Source organism: Roseivirga spongicola, assembly GCF_001592965.1.
GTDB lineage: Bacteria > Bacteroidota > Bacteroidia > Cytophagales > Cyclobacteriaceae > Roseivirga > Roseivirga spongicola.
On record NZ_LRPC01000028.1, the window covers coordinates 691,971 to 706,721 of the forward strand.

General features: G+C 39.6%; 14 protein-coding genes. 8 read left to right on the plus strand and 6 right to left on the minus strand.

Going from position 1 to position 14,751, the window contains the following annotated elements:
• Positions 1 to 66: 66 nt before the first annotated feature.
• Positions 67 to 1,767 (minus strand): tetratricopeptide repeat protein, encoded by a 1,701-nt coding sequence (locus AWW68_RS14855; protein ID WP_068222587.1) that lies wholly within the window; start codon positions 1,765 to 1,767, stop codon positions 67 to 69.
• A 335-nt stretch (positions 1,768 to 2,102) separates the two neighbouring features.
• Here AWW68_RS14855 and AWW68_RS14860 point away from each other — a divergent pair, with 335 nt between their 5' ends.
• From AWW68_RS14860 to AWW68_RS14870, 3 genes are all read left to right on the plus strand, one after another.
• Positions 2,103 to 2,690, plus strand: a complete 588-nt coding sequence (locus AWW68_RS14860; RefSeq protein WP_068222590.1) for an alpha-ketoglutarate-dependent dioxygenase AlkB — start codon at positions 2,103 to 2,105, stop codon at positions 2,688 to 2,690.
• Positions 2,691 to 3,141: 451 nt separating this feature from the next.
• A complete protein-coding gene (locus tag AWW68_RS14865) occupies positions 3,142 to 3,729 on the plus strand; it encodes an alpha-ketoglutarate-dependent dioxygenase AlkB (protein ID WP_068222593.1) in 588 nt (195 codons plus the stop codon).
• A 216-nt stretch (positions 3,730 to 3,945) separates the two neighbouring features.
• A complete protein-coding gene (locus tag AWW68_RS14870; protein WP_068222596.1) occupies positions 3,946 to 4,212 on the plus strand; it encodes a hypothetical protein in 267 nt (88 codons plus the stop codon).
• 409 nt (positions 4,213 to 4,621) lie between these two features.
• Here the strand turns inward: AWW68_RS14870 and AWW68_RS14875 are convergent, their stop codons facing one another.
• Positions 4,622 to 5,491 carry an SDR family oxidoreductase gene (locus AWW68_RS14875; protein WP_068222599.1) on the minus strand — a complete coding sequence of 290 codons (870 nt, stop codon included), beginning with the start codon at positions 5,489 to 5,491 and terminating at the stop codon, positions 4,622 to 4,624.
• Between the two features lie 157 nt (positions 5,492 to 5,648).
• Here AWW68_RS14875 and AWW68_RS14880 point away from each other — a divergent pair, with 157 nt between their 5' ends.
• Together AWW68_RS14880 and AWW68_RS14885 are read left to right on the plus strand one after the other, a co-directional pair.
• Complete coding sequence (locus AWW68_RS14880) at positions 5,649 to 6,605, plus strand: OmpA family protein (RefSeq protein WP_068222602.1); 957 nt, start codon at positions 5,649 to 5,651, stop codon at positions 6,603 to 6,605.
• A gap of 31 nt (positions 6,606 to 6,636) precedes the next feature.
• Positions 6,637 to 6,903, plus strand: a complete 267-nt coding sequence (locus tag AWW68_RS14885) for a hypothetical protein (protein ID WP_068222605.1) — start codon at positions 6,637 to 6,639, stop codon at positions 6,901 to 6,903.
• On the opposite strand, the gene AWW68_RS14890 is transcribed toward AWW68_RS14885, so the two are convergent.
• Positions 6,892 to 8,145: a DUF819 family protein gene (locus AWW68_RS14890; RefSeq protein ID WP_068222608.1), complete on the minus strand. Its 1,254-nt coding sequence runs from the start codon at positions 8,143 to 8,145 to the stop codon at positions 6,892 to 6,894. The two genes, AWW68_RS14885 and AWW68_RS14890, sit on opposite strands and share 12 nt — an antisense overlap.
• 158 nt (positions 8,146 to 8,303) lie before the next feature.
• Here AWW68_RS14890 and AWW68_RS14895 point away from each other — a divergent pair, with 158 nt between their 5' ends.
• The 3 genes from AWW68_RS14895 to AWW68_RS14905 all read left to right on the plus strand — a co-directional run bounded on the left by AWW68_RS14895 (position 8,304) and on the right by AWW68_RS14905 (position 11,985).
• Positions 8,304 to 9,695 carry a sodium-dependent transporter gene (locus AWW68_RS14895; protein ID WP_068222611.1) on the plus strand — a complete coding sequence of 464 codons (1,392 nt, stop codon included), beginning with the start codon at positions 8,304 to 8,306 and terminating at the stop codon, positions 9,693 to 9,695.
• A 54-nt stretch (positions 9,696 to 9,749) separates the two neighbouring features.
• A complete protein-coding gene (locus AWW68_RS14900) occupies positions 9,750 to 10,835 on the plus strand; it encodes a carbohydrate-binding family 9-like protein (protein ID WP_068222614.1) in 1,086 nt (361 codons plus the stop codon).
• A gap of 67 nt (positions 10,836 to 10,902) precedes the next feature.
• Positions 10,903 to 11,985 carry a family 10 glycosylhydrolase gene (locus AWW68_RS14905; RefSeq protein ID WP_068222617.1) on the plus strand — a complete coding sequence of 361 codons (1,083 nt, stop codon included), beginning with the start codon at positions 10,903 to 10,905 and terminating at the stop codon, positions 11,983 to 11,985.
• Between the two features lie 154 nt (positions 11,986 to 12,139).
• Here the strand turns inward: AWW68_RS14905 and AWW68_RS14910 are convergent, their stop codons facing one another.
• The 3 genes from AWW68_RS14910 to AWW68_RS14920 form a co-directional block, all read right to left on the minus strand.
• Complete coding sequence (locus AWW68_RS14910; protein ID WP_068222619.1) at positions 12,140 to 12,643, minus strand: hypothetical protein; 504 nt, start codon at positions 12,641 to 12,643, stop codon at positions 12,140 to 12,142.
• A gap of 93 nt (positions 12,644 to 12,736) precedes the next feature.
• The gene (locus tag AWW68_RS14915) at positions 12,737 to 13,108 is read right to left on the minus strand and encodes a hypothetical protein (RefSeq protein ID WP_068222622.1); all 372 of its coding nucleotides are present in this window, start codon (positions 13,106 to 13,108) and stop codon (positions 12,737 to 12,739) included.
• Between the two features lie 145 nt (positions 13,109 to 13,253).
• A complete protein-coding gene (locus tag AWW68_RS14920) occupies positions 13,254 to 14,723 on the minus strand; it encodes a potassium/proton antiporter (RefSeq protein WP_068222624.1) in 1,470 nt (489 codons plus the stop codon).
• Positions 14,724 to 14,751 lie beyond the last annotated feature (28 nt).

Below are 14,751 nucleotides of genomic sequence, written 5' to 3' on the forward strand. Positions count from 1 at the left end.
AGCCATTACTAACACATTGATATTAAGCACATTAACAAACACACCAATGTTAACAGCTAAATAGTGCTAGTAATTGATTAAAAACTCTTTAAGCTTGTTGGCGGCTTCTGTATTCAGCTTTTTCTTGAGACGATAACGAGACACTCTTAGGCTATCGGTGCTAATGCCCAAGATGGTGGCTATATCTTTTGAAGAGATTCCCATACGGATGAGCGCGCAGAGCCTGATTTCACTTTCGGTAAGGTCGGCAAACTCCTTTTTTATTCGGTGAGAAAAGTCGTCATGTACCTGATTGAAACTATCTTGAAAATGCTCCCACTCTCTATCGAACTGAAACCCCTTGTCTATGGAGTTGGAAAGCTTACTGACAACATCAGACTTCATTTTGTTCTCCTTATCCAGTACGCTGATCTGTTCACGCAAATCTTTTAGCAATCGGTTCTTTTGAATAATATGAAGTGTCTTGGTGGTCAGGTCTTGGCTTCTGGCTTCTAGCTCTAGGTAGAACTGTTCTTCTTTCAGTTTTTTATTTTCTAACTGCGTCTGAAGTGCCTTTTGCTCTAGCTCTATGTTCTCAATCTTTGCATCGCTCAAGGCCTTTTGGGCCTTAAATGCTTCTGTTGCATTAGTTCTTCTTTTCCGCTCCTGTATTGCTACTAGCGTAACGAAAAATATAAGGCCAAGAGACCCAACAATGACTGTATTTCTGGTTTGTCTACCAATGCGCTGTTCTGCCTCAAGCTGAACTATGGCCTGCTCCTTCTCTTGCGTTTCATAGAGTGTTTGAAAATTGGCAATCTGCCCTGCAATTTGAGAATTGAATAGGTTTTGACTGAATTCATAAGCACTATCATAATACATCAGAGCCAGCGATTCCTGACCATCGGCCCGATATACTTTGGCTAAATCATGATAGGCACTAAGTATTTCGTAATTCAGGTTTAAGCTATCGGCTAGTGCTAAAGCCTTATTGGTATACACAACCGACTCCTCTACAATTCCACGCTTTCTATACGTGTCACCAATATTATTGAGTGTATTCACCAATGCTGGTAAATTATTACACACAGAATCGTACTTAGCCGATTGCAAAAAGTAGTCGTAGGCCTGTTCAAACTGACCCAGGTCTTCATAGATACTACCAATATTATCATGAATGATGGCCAAGCCTCGGCTATCGTCTAACGCTTCGTAGAGCTCCAATGCTTTGTATTGATAAAAGAAAGCTGAGTCAGAATCGGCCGTTTTTTCATAGTAGTGCCCAATCACCCCATAGGTTTCTGCCAAGCCGCTTGAATCATTGAGCAACAAAAAGAGTTTTCTAGACCTATGATATTCATTTAAGGCTTTGTCCCATAAATCATGAAATTGATAGGCCGCCCCTAAAGCCAAAAGAGTTTGAGCCGTTTCATTGGTAGCGTTGAGCTCTTGAAAAACCTTGAGCGCATCGGTTAGGTAAGAAATGGCATTGTCATAGGCACCTTGTAGATAGAATATTTCACCCATGGTTCGCTTAGCTACCGCGTAGTTATGATCATCAGCCTGAGAAAGAGCTTCGTCCATAGCTAGCTTTGCGTAAAAAAATGCTGAGTCTGGATCGCTAGAAGCGTAAAAACTACCTAACTCATTAAGTGACCTCAACTGAACCGATAGTGTATTGGCCGAGTTGGAAGAGGTAGGAATAAGCACATTATTGCTTTTGATCTGCCCTAAAGCGGAAGCAGAACAAACTAGAAAGAGCAATAAAGTGAGCGTACTCCGAAACATCAGAGCAAGCTAACCTCACTATGTTAGCCCAAAGGTTAGTGAATTTGAAGTTTGTGTGAAGTTTTGGATTTTTAAGTACATAGATGATAGTACAGAGTATTGAGTAGATAGTATTGAGACATTCAATCATCGAAATCAGTTGTTCGTAATCCTGTGCGGACTGCTACTATTACTAAAACTCTATTAACCAAATCACATACTAAGAATGATAGGTACTCGCCAAAGGCAAAGTACCAGTTACATTAGCAGACAAATGAGTGCTAGGTGATTTAAAATCTTAAGCAGTTTTATAAAAGGTCTGAATTCATCATATTCATTCCTCAATACTTAAACACATGCTACTCCCTCTAAACTGCACAGTTAATTACATCGAAGATTTCCTAAGTCCAAAAGAGTCTCTCGCACTTTATACTCTGTTAATTAAACAGTATAAGTTAGATAAAGCCAGAACTAGAATAGAGGCTGGAGGTCGGATTATAGAAACTGATGGCTTCAAAATACTCTTTTCTATGCCCGATCTGATTGCCAGGAACACGCACCCTGAACATATTCATGGCAAATCATATCCATTTGAGGGCCTGATGCAAGACTTAAAAGACAAAGTGGAAAAGATCTCTAATCAAAGCTTCGACTTAGCCATGTGCCTATACTATCCTGATGGTTCCTTTTATGCTCCCTATCATTCGGATCAACAAACCTCAGGAGTAAAAACTATTCTGCCATCACTTAGCCTTGGAGAAGTAAGAGAATTCAGTTTTAGAGATAAGGAAACAGAATCTACCTTTTCCTTAGATCTTGCTAATGGAAGCCTCCTTATTATGGGTGAGAACTGCCAGAAAGATTATGAACACAGCTTGATCAAGAACGAAAAATATCAACGGCCTAGAATCAATATCACTTTCAGAGAGGCAGCATTCCAATAGAAGCCCCCATTAAAGAGATAATAGTACATAGTATCTAGACTTACTTGAAGTATGTACCTACGCCTTTGTTGGTCTTGTGACCAATAAATCTGATGAGTCATGCTTAGAGACTCGTTGGTGAAAACACCAACGAGGGCTTGGAGTACCTAGAATCTATAAAAATGACTAAGTCAAATTCCATGCTCAACGGCTGGTTTTAAATGATAGTACAGAGTTTTGAGTAGATAGTATTGAGACATTCAATCATCAAAATCAGTTGTTCGTAATCCTGTGCGGACTGCTACTATTACTAAAACTCTATCAACCACACCCATGCTAAGAATGATAGGTACTCGCCAAAGGCAAAGTACCAGTTACTTTAGCAGACAAGTGAGTGCTAGGTGATTTAAAATCTCAAGCAGTTTTATAAAAGGTCGGAATTCATCATATTCATTCCACAATACTTAAACACATGCTACTCCCTCTAAACTGCACAGTTGATTACATCGAAGGTTTCCTAAGTCCAAAAGAGTCTCTCGCACTTTATACTCTGTTAATTGAACAGTATAAGTTAGATAAAGCCAGAACTAGAATAGAGGCTGGAGGTCGAATTATAGAGACTGATGTCTTCAAAATACTCTTTTCTATGCCCGATCTGATTGCCAGAAACACGCATCCTGAACATATTCATGGCAAATCATATCCATTTGAGGGCCTGATGCAAGACTTAAAAGACAAAGTGGAAAAGATCTCAAATCAAAGCTTCGACTTAGCCATGTGCCTATACTATCCTGATGGTTCCTTTTATGCTCCCTATCATTCGGATCAACAAACCTCAGGAGTAAAAACTATTCTGCCATCACTTAGCCTCGGAGAAGTAAGAGAATTCAGCTTTAGAGATAAGGAAACAGAATCTACCTTTTCCTTAGATCTTGCCAATGGAAGCCTTCTTATTATGGGTGAAAACTGCCAGAAAAATTATGAACACAGCTTGATCAAGAACGAAAAATATCAACAGCCTAGAATCAATATTACTTTCAGAGAGGCTGCATTCCAATAGAAGACCCCATCAGAGAGATATAAGTACATGGTATCTAGACTTACTTGAAGTATGCACCTACGCCTTTGTTGGTCTTGTGACCAATAAATCTGATGAGTCATGTTTAGAATCTCGATGGTGATAACGGTAACTAGGTCACACAAATAAATTTCAGGGCTTGTTTTTAATAATTAACCTGCTAAATTCCTGTTTTTCAGAACTTTAAATGTAGAAGAAATGAATATTATAGAAAGAATACCGTTTAATAAACTATTTATTAGAAACAATCTTGGTTATAGTCCAGTAAGAAAAATTAGAAATGGTAGTATTACTTATTTACCTACTCAAGCTAAAAGTGAAGGACATTTTATAATGCTCTATAAAAATGGTCTTATTGAAGATTTTACAACTGCTGATTATCTAATAAGTAAGAATGATTTAGGAGAAGATACAATTATTGGTTTTGTTGAATCTACAATAACTAAGTCATTTAGAAGGCAATAAAAAAACTCCGTATAGGGCTTTATGCCTTTGTTAGCCTTGTGACCAACAAATCTGATGAATCATGCTTAGGGGCACGTTGGTGACAACACCAACGAGGGCTAGGAATCAATATTACTTTCAGAGAGGCTGCATTCCAGTAGAAGCCTCCACTAAAGAGATAATAGTACGTAGTATTTAGATTCACTTGAAGTACGCACCTACACCTTTGTTGGTCTTGACCAACAAATCTGATGAGTCATGCTTAGAGACTCGTTGGTGAAAACACCAACGAGGGCTTCGGCAAGCACCAGTCACTACGGCAGAAAGGTGAGATTTCTTATACCGGTCATCAAGGTTTAAACCTTGAGCTAAAGATCAATCTTCTTAACCTTTCGTTTGGCTTTCCAGTAGCCCCAAAGTAGCTTGGGGCTTATGGCTTTTTTCCTCTAGAAGCTTCTAGCATATCCCACATCTCTTGAGGAATCTTTTCTAGGTGACTGAACTCACCAGCACCCATTAGCCATTCGCCACCATCAATGGTCACTACTTCTCCATTTACATAGGCAGAATAATCTGACATTAGATAAGCCGCTAGGTTAGCTAGCTCTTGGTGCTCTCCTACTCTACCTACAGGCACTAGCTTTGCTGGGTCAAACTTCTTCACTAAGTCACCTGGCAACAGCCTACTCCAAGCGCCTTCTGTCGGGAATGGCCCAGGGGCAATAGCATTTAGCCTGATTTTATACTTAGCCCATTCAACGGCTAATGATCTCGTCATAGAAAGCACTCCGGCTTTAGCACAAGCAGATGGCACCACATAACCAGAGCCTGTCCAGGCATAAGTGGTTACAATATTGAGAACCGTACCAGCCTGTTTTTGCTCAATCCACTTCTTCCCTAAGGCAAGGGTAAAATTGGTTGTACCCTTTAGCACAATATCTATGATGGTATCGAAAGCTCTATTGGAAAGTCGTTCTGTTGGGCTTACAAAGTTACCGGCTGCATTATTCAAAAGACCATTAATTTGACCGAAACGCTCTTCAGTCACCTTCAGCACATTTTCTACCTGCTCGTAATCTCGCACATCGCATTGTACCGGTAACACGGTTCCTCCCGTCTCCTCTTCCAACTCTTTAGCCGACTTTTCAAGTACCTCAATCTTTCTACTTGTGATTACCAAATTGGCTCCAAGCTCCAAAAAATACTTGCCCATAGATCGGCCTAAACCTGTTCCACCACCTGTAACAATAATGGTTTGCCCTTTGAGCGCACCATCTTTTAACATTCCATCAGTTCTCATTTATCCGTTTTTCTAAAGTGAGTGAACCTTCAAGATATCAAAAATATTCTCTGCATGCATAACATTTTTTAGGGCTATCCTTTAAAAGTCAAAACAAGCCAAGGGCTCAATCAATTCTCAGATGAATTCAGCATATTTGCTTTATATAAGCAACAACATGAAACGTCTTAAAACTCAAATATTATTTGCCTTAGCCACATCTATTATGCTTAGCTCTTGTGTGGCCAAGAAAGAATTCGATGCTCTTTTTAATGAAAAAACCAACCTAGAGAACGAAAACGCTTCACTCAAAGAAAACCTGGAGATTGCTGAAGAGAAAATCAGCAGACTAGAGGTTCAGGTAGAAGAATACAAAGCCAAAAATGAAGCTACTCAAAACGATCTCGATGTATTGACTAAAGAGTATAATACTGTAAAAGGAAATTATGAGCGAGTAAAGCAGTTATACGACAATCTACTTTCTAACAGCAGCCAGTTGAACTCTGACTTGGCTCAACAGCAACAAAGGCTTTTGGCTATTCAAGACGATCTGGAAATTGAAAGGAAGAAGAATCAAGAACTGGCCGAAGATCTTTCTAAAAGAGAAGCCCGGGTAGCCGAATTAGAGAAATTGATTGCGGATAAAGATGCGGCTGTTCAACAATTGAAGAAAAGAGTAACCGATGCTTTACTCAACTTCAACGAGAATGAGCTCACAGTAGAAGTAAAGAATGGAAAAGTATATGTTTCATTGGCCGAAAAGCTCCTTTTTGGTTCTGGAAGCACAAAAGTTGATGCCCAAGGAGCAAACGCGCTAAAACAACTCGCTGCTGCACTTAAAGGAAATAGCGAAATAAATATTATGGTGGAAGGCCATACGGACAATGTGCCAATTTCTAGAGCTTCTCAATACATGAATGATAACTGGGATTTAAGTGTAATGAGAGCCACTTCTATTGTTAGAATTTTAGTAAGCAACGGTGTAAGCCCAGAGACTATTACCGCTTCGGGCAGAGGTGAGTTTTCTCCTGTTGCCGTAAACAACACCCCTGAAAACAAGGCTTTGAATAGAAGAACGGAAATCATCCTTACACCAAAACTCGATGAACTCTTCCAGATTCTTGAAACTTACTAAACATTTCGGCTGAAAAAGAGATTTTCAACTCATGAGTGATCAAAACGAATATTCAGAATTGAGCAATGACGAGCTCTCTCGTAAGTTGAACAAATTTAAGAAGCTACAACTAGGCATTTTTATTGCCGCGCTTGTAGCTTCTGTAGCCGTAGCAGTGGTGTCATTTTCCAAAAATGCCACACAAGGGTATCAGATTATACCTTTATTTCTTATTGTCGGAATTGCCTATCCGTTTATGGCTTTTGGAGGAATTAGAAAAAAGATTAAAACTGAATTAGACAGCCGCTCAAAACATTGAGGCTCTTTCCATCATCCAAGCGCATAAAAGTGCACCGTAAGTTCCTAAGGCATAACCTAGCACTGCCAATAACACACCAACAGGTGCTAAAGCAGGACTAAAAGCAGATGCTACTACTGGTGCTGAAGCTGCACCACCTACGTTGGCCTGACTTCCTACGGCTACAAAGAAGAATGGTGCTTTCACTAATTTAGCTACCACTATCATTATAATTACATGGAACAACATCCAGGTAATTCCAATCAGGAATAGCCCCATATTGTCGAATATCTCCTGAATATTCATCTTCATACCAATAGTGGCCACCAGAATAAAGATGAACACACTGCCTAATCTGGAAGCACCAGCACCTTCATACTTTCTAAACTTTGTGAATGAAAGCCCCACTCCTATAGTAGTTGCAATAACAACCAACCAGAAGAAGCCAGAAGCTAGTGACTCTAAAGAGTATTTCGCTAACCATTCTTTTCGCTCTTCAAGCATGGGTGAAATAACATCTGAACCCCAATGAGCTAAGGCAGTCCCTCCAAAAGCAAGGGCGAGAATAACATAGGTTTCTGGTAGAGTAGGAATTTTTGCAATACTAGCCTGATACTTTTCTACTCGGCTTTTTAAATCATCAATAGCAGAAGTATCTGATTTTAACCATGCATCAATTTTCTTGGTGATACTCGCACCGTAAAGCAAAAAGCCCGTCCAAATGTTGGCACAGATTACATCTACCACAATCATAGTAGCAAACAAGTCGTCACCTACTTCGAAAATTTCTTTCATAGAAGCTTGATTGGCCCCACCGCCAATCCAACTACCAGCCACAGTAGTAAGACCTCGCCACACCTCTTGACCATCACCAACATCTAGCACACTAGGCGCAATGGTAGAAATGAGTAGAATTGCCAATGGTCCGCCTAGCACAATGCCAAAGGTAGCAGCCAAAAACATAATGATTGCCTTGGGACCAAGGTTCAGAATTCCTTTTAGATCTATACTCAAACAAAGTAGAACTAGGGAAGCCGGCAATAAATACCTAGAGGCTACAAAGTAAAGATTTGACTCTTCGCCATCAATCAGTCCGAATGGCCAATTGAGCAGCGCAGGTAGAAAATAGCAAAGCAAAATGCTTGGTACAAAGGTGTAGAACTTCTTCCAAAATGGCTTTTGAGAGCTCGATGTGTAAAATACCCAGGCCACAACCATAATGAGAAGACCTAGTACAATAGCATCGTTGGTAAAGTAAGGCATTGATTCAGCTTTTGTTCGGTTTCAAGTATATACAATTTTGATCAACCTACATTCTATTTTAACTTCTATTGGTTCTGATAAGCTTTTTTAGATTTTTATATGGATGCCCATTATAACTGTGCAGAAACACATATATTCGGGTTTTAAAATTTTAATGAATGGCAACTAGAGGAGGATTTTCAAGCAGACTCGGTTTTATTGCTGCCGCAGCAGGTTCGGCAGTTGGTTTAGGTAACATTTGGGGTTTCCCATATGAAGTAGGACAAGGTGGTGGTGCCGCATTTGTGGTAATGTACCTGATTTTCTGTTTCATTTTGTGTTATCCGGTAATGATTACTGAAATAGCCATTGGTAGAAAAACTGAGAAAAACCCAGTTGGGGCATTTAACGCCTTAGGCTACAAAAAATGGAACTTCGTGGGTAAAATGGGAATCTTTAGTGGTTTCTTAATCCTCTCCTTTTATAATGTCATCGCTGGTTGGGCATTTGGTTACATCTTTGAAATGGCTTCTGGAAACTTCGGAATTGCAGATCAGTTCGGAGAATTTGTAAAAGACGTTTTCAAGGTTGGAGCCTACGGACTTCTCTTTATGGTTACCACAGCTTACGTGGTTTCGAAAGGGGTTTCTGGTGGTATCGAGAAGGCTGCAAAATTCTTAATGCCAACATTAATCATCATGATTTTAGCTTTAGTGGTTTACTCTCTTACTCTTCCAAATGCTATTGAGGGTTTGAAGTTCTATCTAATTCCAGATTTCTCTGAGATTAATGCCGAAGTAGTAACCAACGCACTTGGTCAGGCTTTCTTCTCTCTTTCATTAGGAATGGGTGCGCTAATCACCTACGGTTCTTACGTAAACAAAAAAGAAAATATAGTTTCTGCTGCAGCATTCATTACACTAGCCGATGTTGGTATTGCTGTTATAGCTGGTATGATGATCTTCCCACTCATCGGGTTTATGAGCGAAGGCTCAATGGATGGTGTAGGTAGTGGCCCTGCCCTCATCTTTGTAACGCTCCCTCAGATATTCGGTACCATTGGAGGTTCTTTAGGAGCAATTGCTGGTACAGTATTCTTTGTACTACTTTGTTTTGCCGCTCTAACTTCAACTGTTTCTCTGCTAGAGGTTCCTGTAGCCTACGTTGTAGATGAGAAGAAGTTAGCTAGAAAGAAAGCTGTTTGGATTGTTGCCGGACTTATCTACTTGATTGGAATTCCTTCATTGTTAGGAAATGGATACTCTGACTTCTTCAGCAACTTTATTACTTACCCAGGTGCTGAAAGTGCAACTGACTTCTTGAGCTTTATAGCCAATGTAGCGAATGATTCATTCCTTCCGCTAGGAGGTTGTTTAATTGTATTCTTCGCAGCACACGTATGGAAGAAGCACAATTTAGACGAAGAGTTAGCCAATGGCTCACCAAACTACAAAGGTTCATTTGTTCAGAAATACCTTCATTTTGCTATCAGCTATTTAGCACCAACTATTTTGGCTTTCATCTTTATAATTACAGTATTAAAAACATACTTTGGTATAAACCTTTTTTAAAGCTTAGACTATTTTAAGATATTGAATCCTCTCTTTAAACGGAGAGGATTTTTTATGCTTAAACTACAACTAACACTTCTTGCAGGGCTTCTCTTATGCCTTTCTGCCCATGCTCAATATCCTTTAATAGAAAGTAGAGCATACATCTGCAAACAGACCATTGGAGAACTTAAAATTGATGGATTGCCTAGCGAAGAGTCATGGCAATTAGCTCAGTGGACAGATGAGTTCGTAGATATTGAGGGCAACAAACGCCCCAAGCCTTACCATAAAACTAGAGTGAAAATGCTCTGGGATGAAGACTATCTTTACTTCTATGCTGAATTAGAGGAACCACATGTTTGGGCGAAGCTGAAAGAAAGAGATACGGTAATCTTCTACGATAATGACTTTGAAATATTTATTGACCCTGACGGAGATACGCATTCTTATTACGAATACGAAGTCAATGCATTTAACACGGTTTGGGATCTGATGTTAACAAGGCCATATAGAGATCAAGGCCAGGCCATAGACAATTGGAACATCAACGGACTTAAATCGGCAGTTCATATTGAAGGCACCCTGAATGACCCTTCAGATAAGGATAAATATTGGGCTATTGAAGTGGCCATGCCTTGGACTACTTTAGAAGAAGCGGCTGCAAGGGGCGGCCATCCGCAACCAGGAGATACTTGGAGATTAAACTTTTCTCGCGTTCAATGGGATACTGAAATTAAGAATGGCCAATATGTAAAAGTGGTGAATAAAGAAAGAGGGAAACCTGTTGAACACAATTGGGTTTGGTCGCCTCAGAGAGCCATTGCCATGCATGAGCCTGAGTTTTGGGGACAGTTATACTTCTCGGGTAAGAAAGTTGGAGAAACCGACCAGTTCGTTTCAGATTTCGGATCGGAAGAAGTGCGACAATTACTCAGTTTTATTCATCGAAAACAGAAAGACATTAAAAGAGAATCGGGAAGCTATAGCTCCAGTAAGACAGACCTGCTAGAAACAAAAACATTCAATGTAGGCAGGCCAATTGTTTGGGAGGTTGAAGGAAATGCCTACAGATACCATGCAATTATGCAACACCCCTTCAATGCAGCAATTCTGTGGCACATGGACGAGACAGGAAGGCTTTGGAAAGAATTTAAGTAGTTATCTCAATCGCACTCGTAATTTGATTTAACCTATCAATCCACTTTGGGTGAAACAGTATAAGTAAATGAACAAAAGAGAATTTATTAAAAATCTAGGCTTAGGATCGGCAGCAGTACTTGGCGCCCCTATCCTATTTCAATCATGCGAATCAGAAAACCCTGAAGATTTCAAACTCTGGATATGGACTGGCGGTGGCGAAAAATCTGAAGCTGATTGGGATAAAGAATTCGAGGGATTAAAGCAATTAGGCTTTTATGGAGTATTAGTTGGCGGAGGTAAACCTGTACTTGAAAAAGCCATTCCTGCAGCACAAAAGCATGACTTAGAAATTCACGCTTGGCAATGGACCATGAACAGACCCGGTGATAAAACTGCAAAAGAGCATCCAGAATGGTACGCAGTCAGTCGAGAAGGCAACTCTAGCTATGACGTTCGACCTTATGTAGATTACTATCAGTGGCTCTGCCCTACCAAGCCCGAAGTTCAAGAGTTTGTATACAACGGTATGATGGAAGTTACCGAGCTGGAAGGCCTAAATGGTGTTCAGCTCGATTATGTTAGATATTGTGATGTAATTCTCCCTAAAGGCTTATGGTCTAAATATGATCTGGTTCAAGATCATGAAATGCCTGAATTCGATTTTTGTTATTGTGAAGACTGCCGAACAAAATTTAAGGGCGAGCAAGGTTATGACCCACTAGATCTTGAAGACCCAAGTAAAGATGAGAAATGGAGGCAATTTAGGCTCGACTCAATCACTAACCTAGTGAATAAAATTGCTGATGGTGTTCACCAGAAAGGTAAAAAGCTTTCTGCTTCCGTATTCGCAACGCCATCTTTAGCCAGAATGATGGTAAGACAAGACTGGGACAAGTGGAACTTAGATTTTGTATTTCCAATGATCTATTACAAGTTCTATGATGAAGACATTGACTTTATGAAGCGGGCTACGGAAGAAGGTCTTAATGACTTAAATGGTAGTAAACCTTTATACACTGCTTTTTACCTAGCCGATAAAAACGAAGAAGAAGTATTGGAAGCTGTTAAACTAGTTAAAGATACCAAGGCAAACGGAATGGCCTTTTATGACTATGGGCTTCTTAACGAATCATTCCAGAAGACTATTACAGAAGCCTTAAAGGGATAAGTTCTTTCCAAAAAAAAGAGGCTATCTCAACGCTAACCTTGTGAGTCATTTTCTACTTGTCTAAATAATCTATTCAACCTTTAACCAAATGAAGAATAGATACTTAAGACTGTAAAACCAAGGTACAACTTTTGAGATAGCCTTTTTATATGTCCTAAACTGCTACACGAAATGCAGCATTAGACTTTACGTCTTTCAAAAGCTCATTAATTCTATCGGCCCACTTCTTGGCCATTAATGGCTCTCCATTAGGTAATGCCGTGGCATCTGAATCAAATATTATTATCTGTTCTTCTTTATTGCTAGAGATGAGGTAGAAGACAAGAGATATTCTATCTATGTAGTCTTCTTTTCCTACTCTTTTCTTTACCGTTGCCACTTCGCACTTACGTACGTTCATTAAGTCTATGGTCTTATTTGTAAAGCCAATTTTGTTGTCTTTGGTATAAAATATATACCTATTCACCTCATCGATACCCAATCCGAAATTGAGCCCAAGCTCATGGTCTTCAATAAGTGCGTTTTGCTCTGAAGCCAGCATCTGCAATTGGTTAATAAGTATCTTTTCTTTGTTCTTTCTGCTTTTGTTCAAAAGCACGAACACATATATGCAGAGGGCTGCAACTAGCAACCCAACTATTGTTGTTTGTAAATCCATTTTATAAGAATTAAGTGTAGAAAATAGTGTAGGTAGAAGCTACCGACATTTTAAGCCTCAATGCATGAGACTCGCCTTAAAACCTAAAATGGCTTACCAAAAGTAATGATGAGGGTATAATCTGTCTGCCTTCCGATATTCGATCAAACGGTTGACAGCATCAGCATTCTGCTGCCTAAACTCACTAATTATTAAATCATTAGTGGCTAGCAGAGTTGTGTGATTCAGTTTATCAATACCGTCAGTTTCTCTGAACTGACTACCAAAATTGATGGATATCGAAGACTGGGATTGTCTGGCAGCAAAGAAATAGTCGGCACTTAAAACACTGTAGTTCTCACCTTCAACTGGAAAATCTGAAACAGGCCTATCAGGATTTGCAAAAACAACATTACTCCCTAGCAATACCCATCCGTAGGCTAGGAATAAAATGGCTGTAAAAACTGATTTTTTAAGACTTTTCAATGCTATTAAATCCAAATGCTAAACTAAGCTAATTCTTGATACTCAACCTGAATATTCACCAAGTTGCTTGGCTAAAACGTAGCTAGACTTAGTTTTGTTCCACTTAGTTTGAAGATAGTTTATAGACAAATCCCGATAAAAACATCTAAGCATCAGCTATTTTCAAAGCGGTATAAACCTCATCCAAATTTTGCTTCTTATCGGTGAGTACAATCAGCTTATCGTTCGCTTCAATTAAAGTAGAACCGTTGGGAGTAATGTAATTCTCATTTCGCTCAATCATGGCAATTATTGCCGTTTTAGGAAAATTCAAGTCAACTATCTTCTGCCCTGCCGCAAAGCTACCTTCTTTAATAATGATTTCTTCCATAATGGTTTTAGGGTGCTCTGCCAGTAACTGATCAGTAGGCGACATCTGCTTATCTTCTTCTGGCAAACCTACATTGAGCCATTTCGCTACAACAGACAAAGAAGTTCCCTGAATAAGCACAGAAGTAACGGAAATGAAGAAAACAATATTGAAAATGACATTTGCCTTTTCTATTCCAGCTAAAAGTGGATAAGTAGCAAACACAATCGGTACTGCTCCTCGCAAGCCCACCCATGAGATGTAGAAGCGTCTTCTCATTCTCATTTTAAAAAACATGAGTGAAATAAACACACCAATGGGCCTAGCAACAAAAATAAGGAAGAGAGAAATTAACAACCCTATGCCCATATATGGCACTATCTGAGTTGGAAAAACCAATAGCCCCAAGGTTAAGAAGAGCACTATTTGCATGAGCCAAGCCAAGCCATCGAACATTCTCAGAATGGTTTTCTTATGGATGAGATTGGAGTTTCCGAGGTAAACAGCACAGATATAAATGGCTAAAAATCCATTTCCGCCTAGGGCATCGGTGGTTGAAAATGTAATGAACATCAAAGCAATTACCAACACTGGGTATAGTCCTTCAAAGTCCAATTTAATTTTGTTGATCACCAGCTTACTCAACTTTCCGAAAAGAAACCCTGCCACAGCACCTATGCTCATTTGCATAAGGAAGAATGGAATGATTGAGTAGATGCTCTTATCTTGGTTAACAACTAAGGATAGAAATGCCACGGTTAAAACATAGGCCATAGGGTCATTACTACCGCTTTCAAGCTCTAACGTAGGCCTAAGGTTAGTTCTAAGCGCTAGTTTTTTACCACGCAGGATGGAGAACACTGCTGCTGCATCTGTAGACGAGACAATGGACCCCAGCAAAAGACTCTCATAAACAGTAAAGTCGGTCACTAGGTAAACGAACGTCCCAAGCCCCAAAGCTGTCAATAAAACCCCAACAGTTGAAAGAGCTAAACCTTCTTTTAGTACAGGTTTAACGGAATCCCAACTGGTATCAAGTCCACCAGAAAACAAAATAAAGTTGAGCGAAACAACTCCAATAAACTGAGCAATCTGAGGACTATCGAAATAGATACCACCGATACCTTCTGAACCAGCCAGCATCCCTATAGAGAGGAACAACAACAAGGTAGGAATACCTAGCCTATAGCTTGTTTTACCAGCTATTATACTGATGAGCAGCAATAATGAGCCAACTAAAATGATGTTTTCAATGGTAAGATTCATTCAAAAAGTGGTTGGTTTAACCAAGTAC

What these genes read in the sequence shown, in the direction of transcription:
- AWW68_RS14920 (WP_068222624.1), bottom strand. Translation starts at nt 14,723, where the DNA reads ATGAATCTTACCATTGAAAACATCATTTTAGTTGGCTCATTATTGCTG.
- AWW68_RS14905 (WP_068222617.1), top strand. Translation starts at nt 10,903, where the DNA reads ATGAACAAAAGAGAATTTATTAAAAATCTAGGCTTAGGATCGGCAGCA.
- AWW68_RS14895 (WP_068222611.1), top strand. Translation starts at nt 8,304, where the DNA reads ATGGCAACTAGAGGAGGATTTTCAAGCAGACTCGGTTTTATTGCTGCC.
- AWW68_RS14875 (WP_068222599.1), bottom strand. Translation starts at nt 5,491, where the DNA reads ATGAGAACTGATGGAATGTTAAAAGATGGTGCGCTCAAAGGGCAAACC.
- AWW68_RS14855 (WP_068222587.1), bottom strand. Translation starts at nt 1,767, where the DNA reads ATGTTTCGGAGTACGCTCACTTTATTGCTCTTTCTAGTTTGTTCTGCT.
- AWW68_RS14870 (WP_068222596.1), top strand. Translation starts at nt 3,946, where the DNA reads ATGAATATTATAGAAAGAATACCGTTTAATAAACTATTTATTAGAAAC.
- AWW68_RS14890 (WP_068222608.1), bottom strand. Translation starts at nt 8,145, where the DNA reads ATGCCTTACTTTACCAACGATGCTATTGTACTAGGTCTTCTCATTATG.
- AWW68_RS14880 (WP_068222602.1), top strand. Translation starts at nt 5,649, where the DNA reads ATGAAACGTCTTAAAACTCAAATATTATTTGCCTTAGCCACATCTATT.
- AWW68_RS14910 (WP_068222619.1), bottom strand. Translation starts at nt 12,643, where the DNA reads ATGGATTTACAAACAACAATAGTTGGGTTGCTAGTTGCAGCCCTCTGC.
- AWW68_RS14860 (WP_068222590.1), top strand. Translation starts at nt 2,103, where the DNA reads ATGCTACTCCCTCTAAACTGCACAGTTAATTACATCGAAGATTTCCTA.
- AWW68_RS14865 (WP_068222593.1), top strand. Translation starts at nt 3,142, where the DNA reads ATGCTACTCCCTCTAAACTGCACAGTTGATTACATCGAAGGTTTCCTA.
- AWW68_RS14885 (WP_068222605.1), top strand. Translation starts at nt 6,637, where the DNA reads ATGAGTGATCAAAACGAATATTCAGAATTGAGCAATGACGAGCTCTCT.
- AWW68_RS14900 (WP_068222614.1), top strand. Translation starts at nt 9,750, where the DNA reads ATGCTTAAACTACAACTAACACTTCTTGCAGGGCTTCTCTTATGCCTT.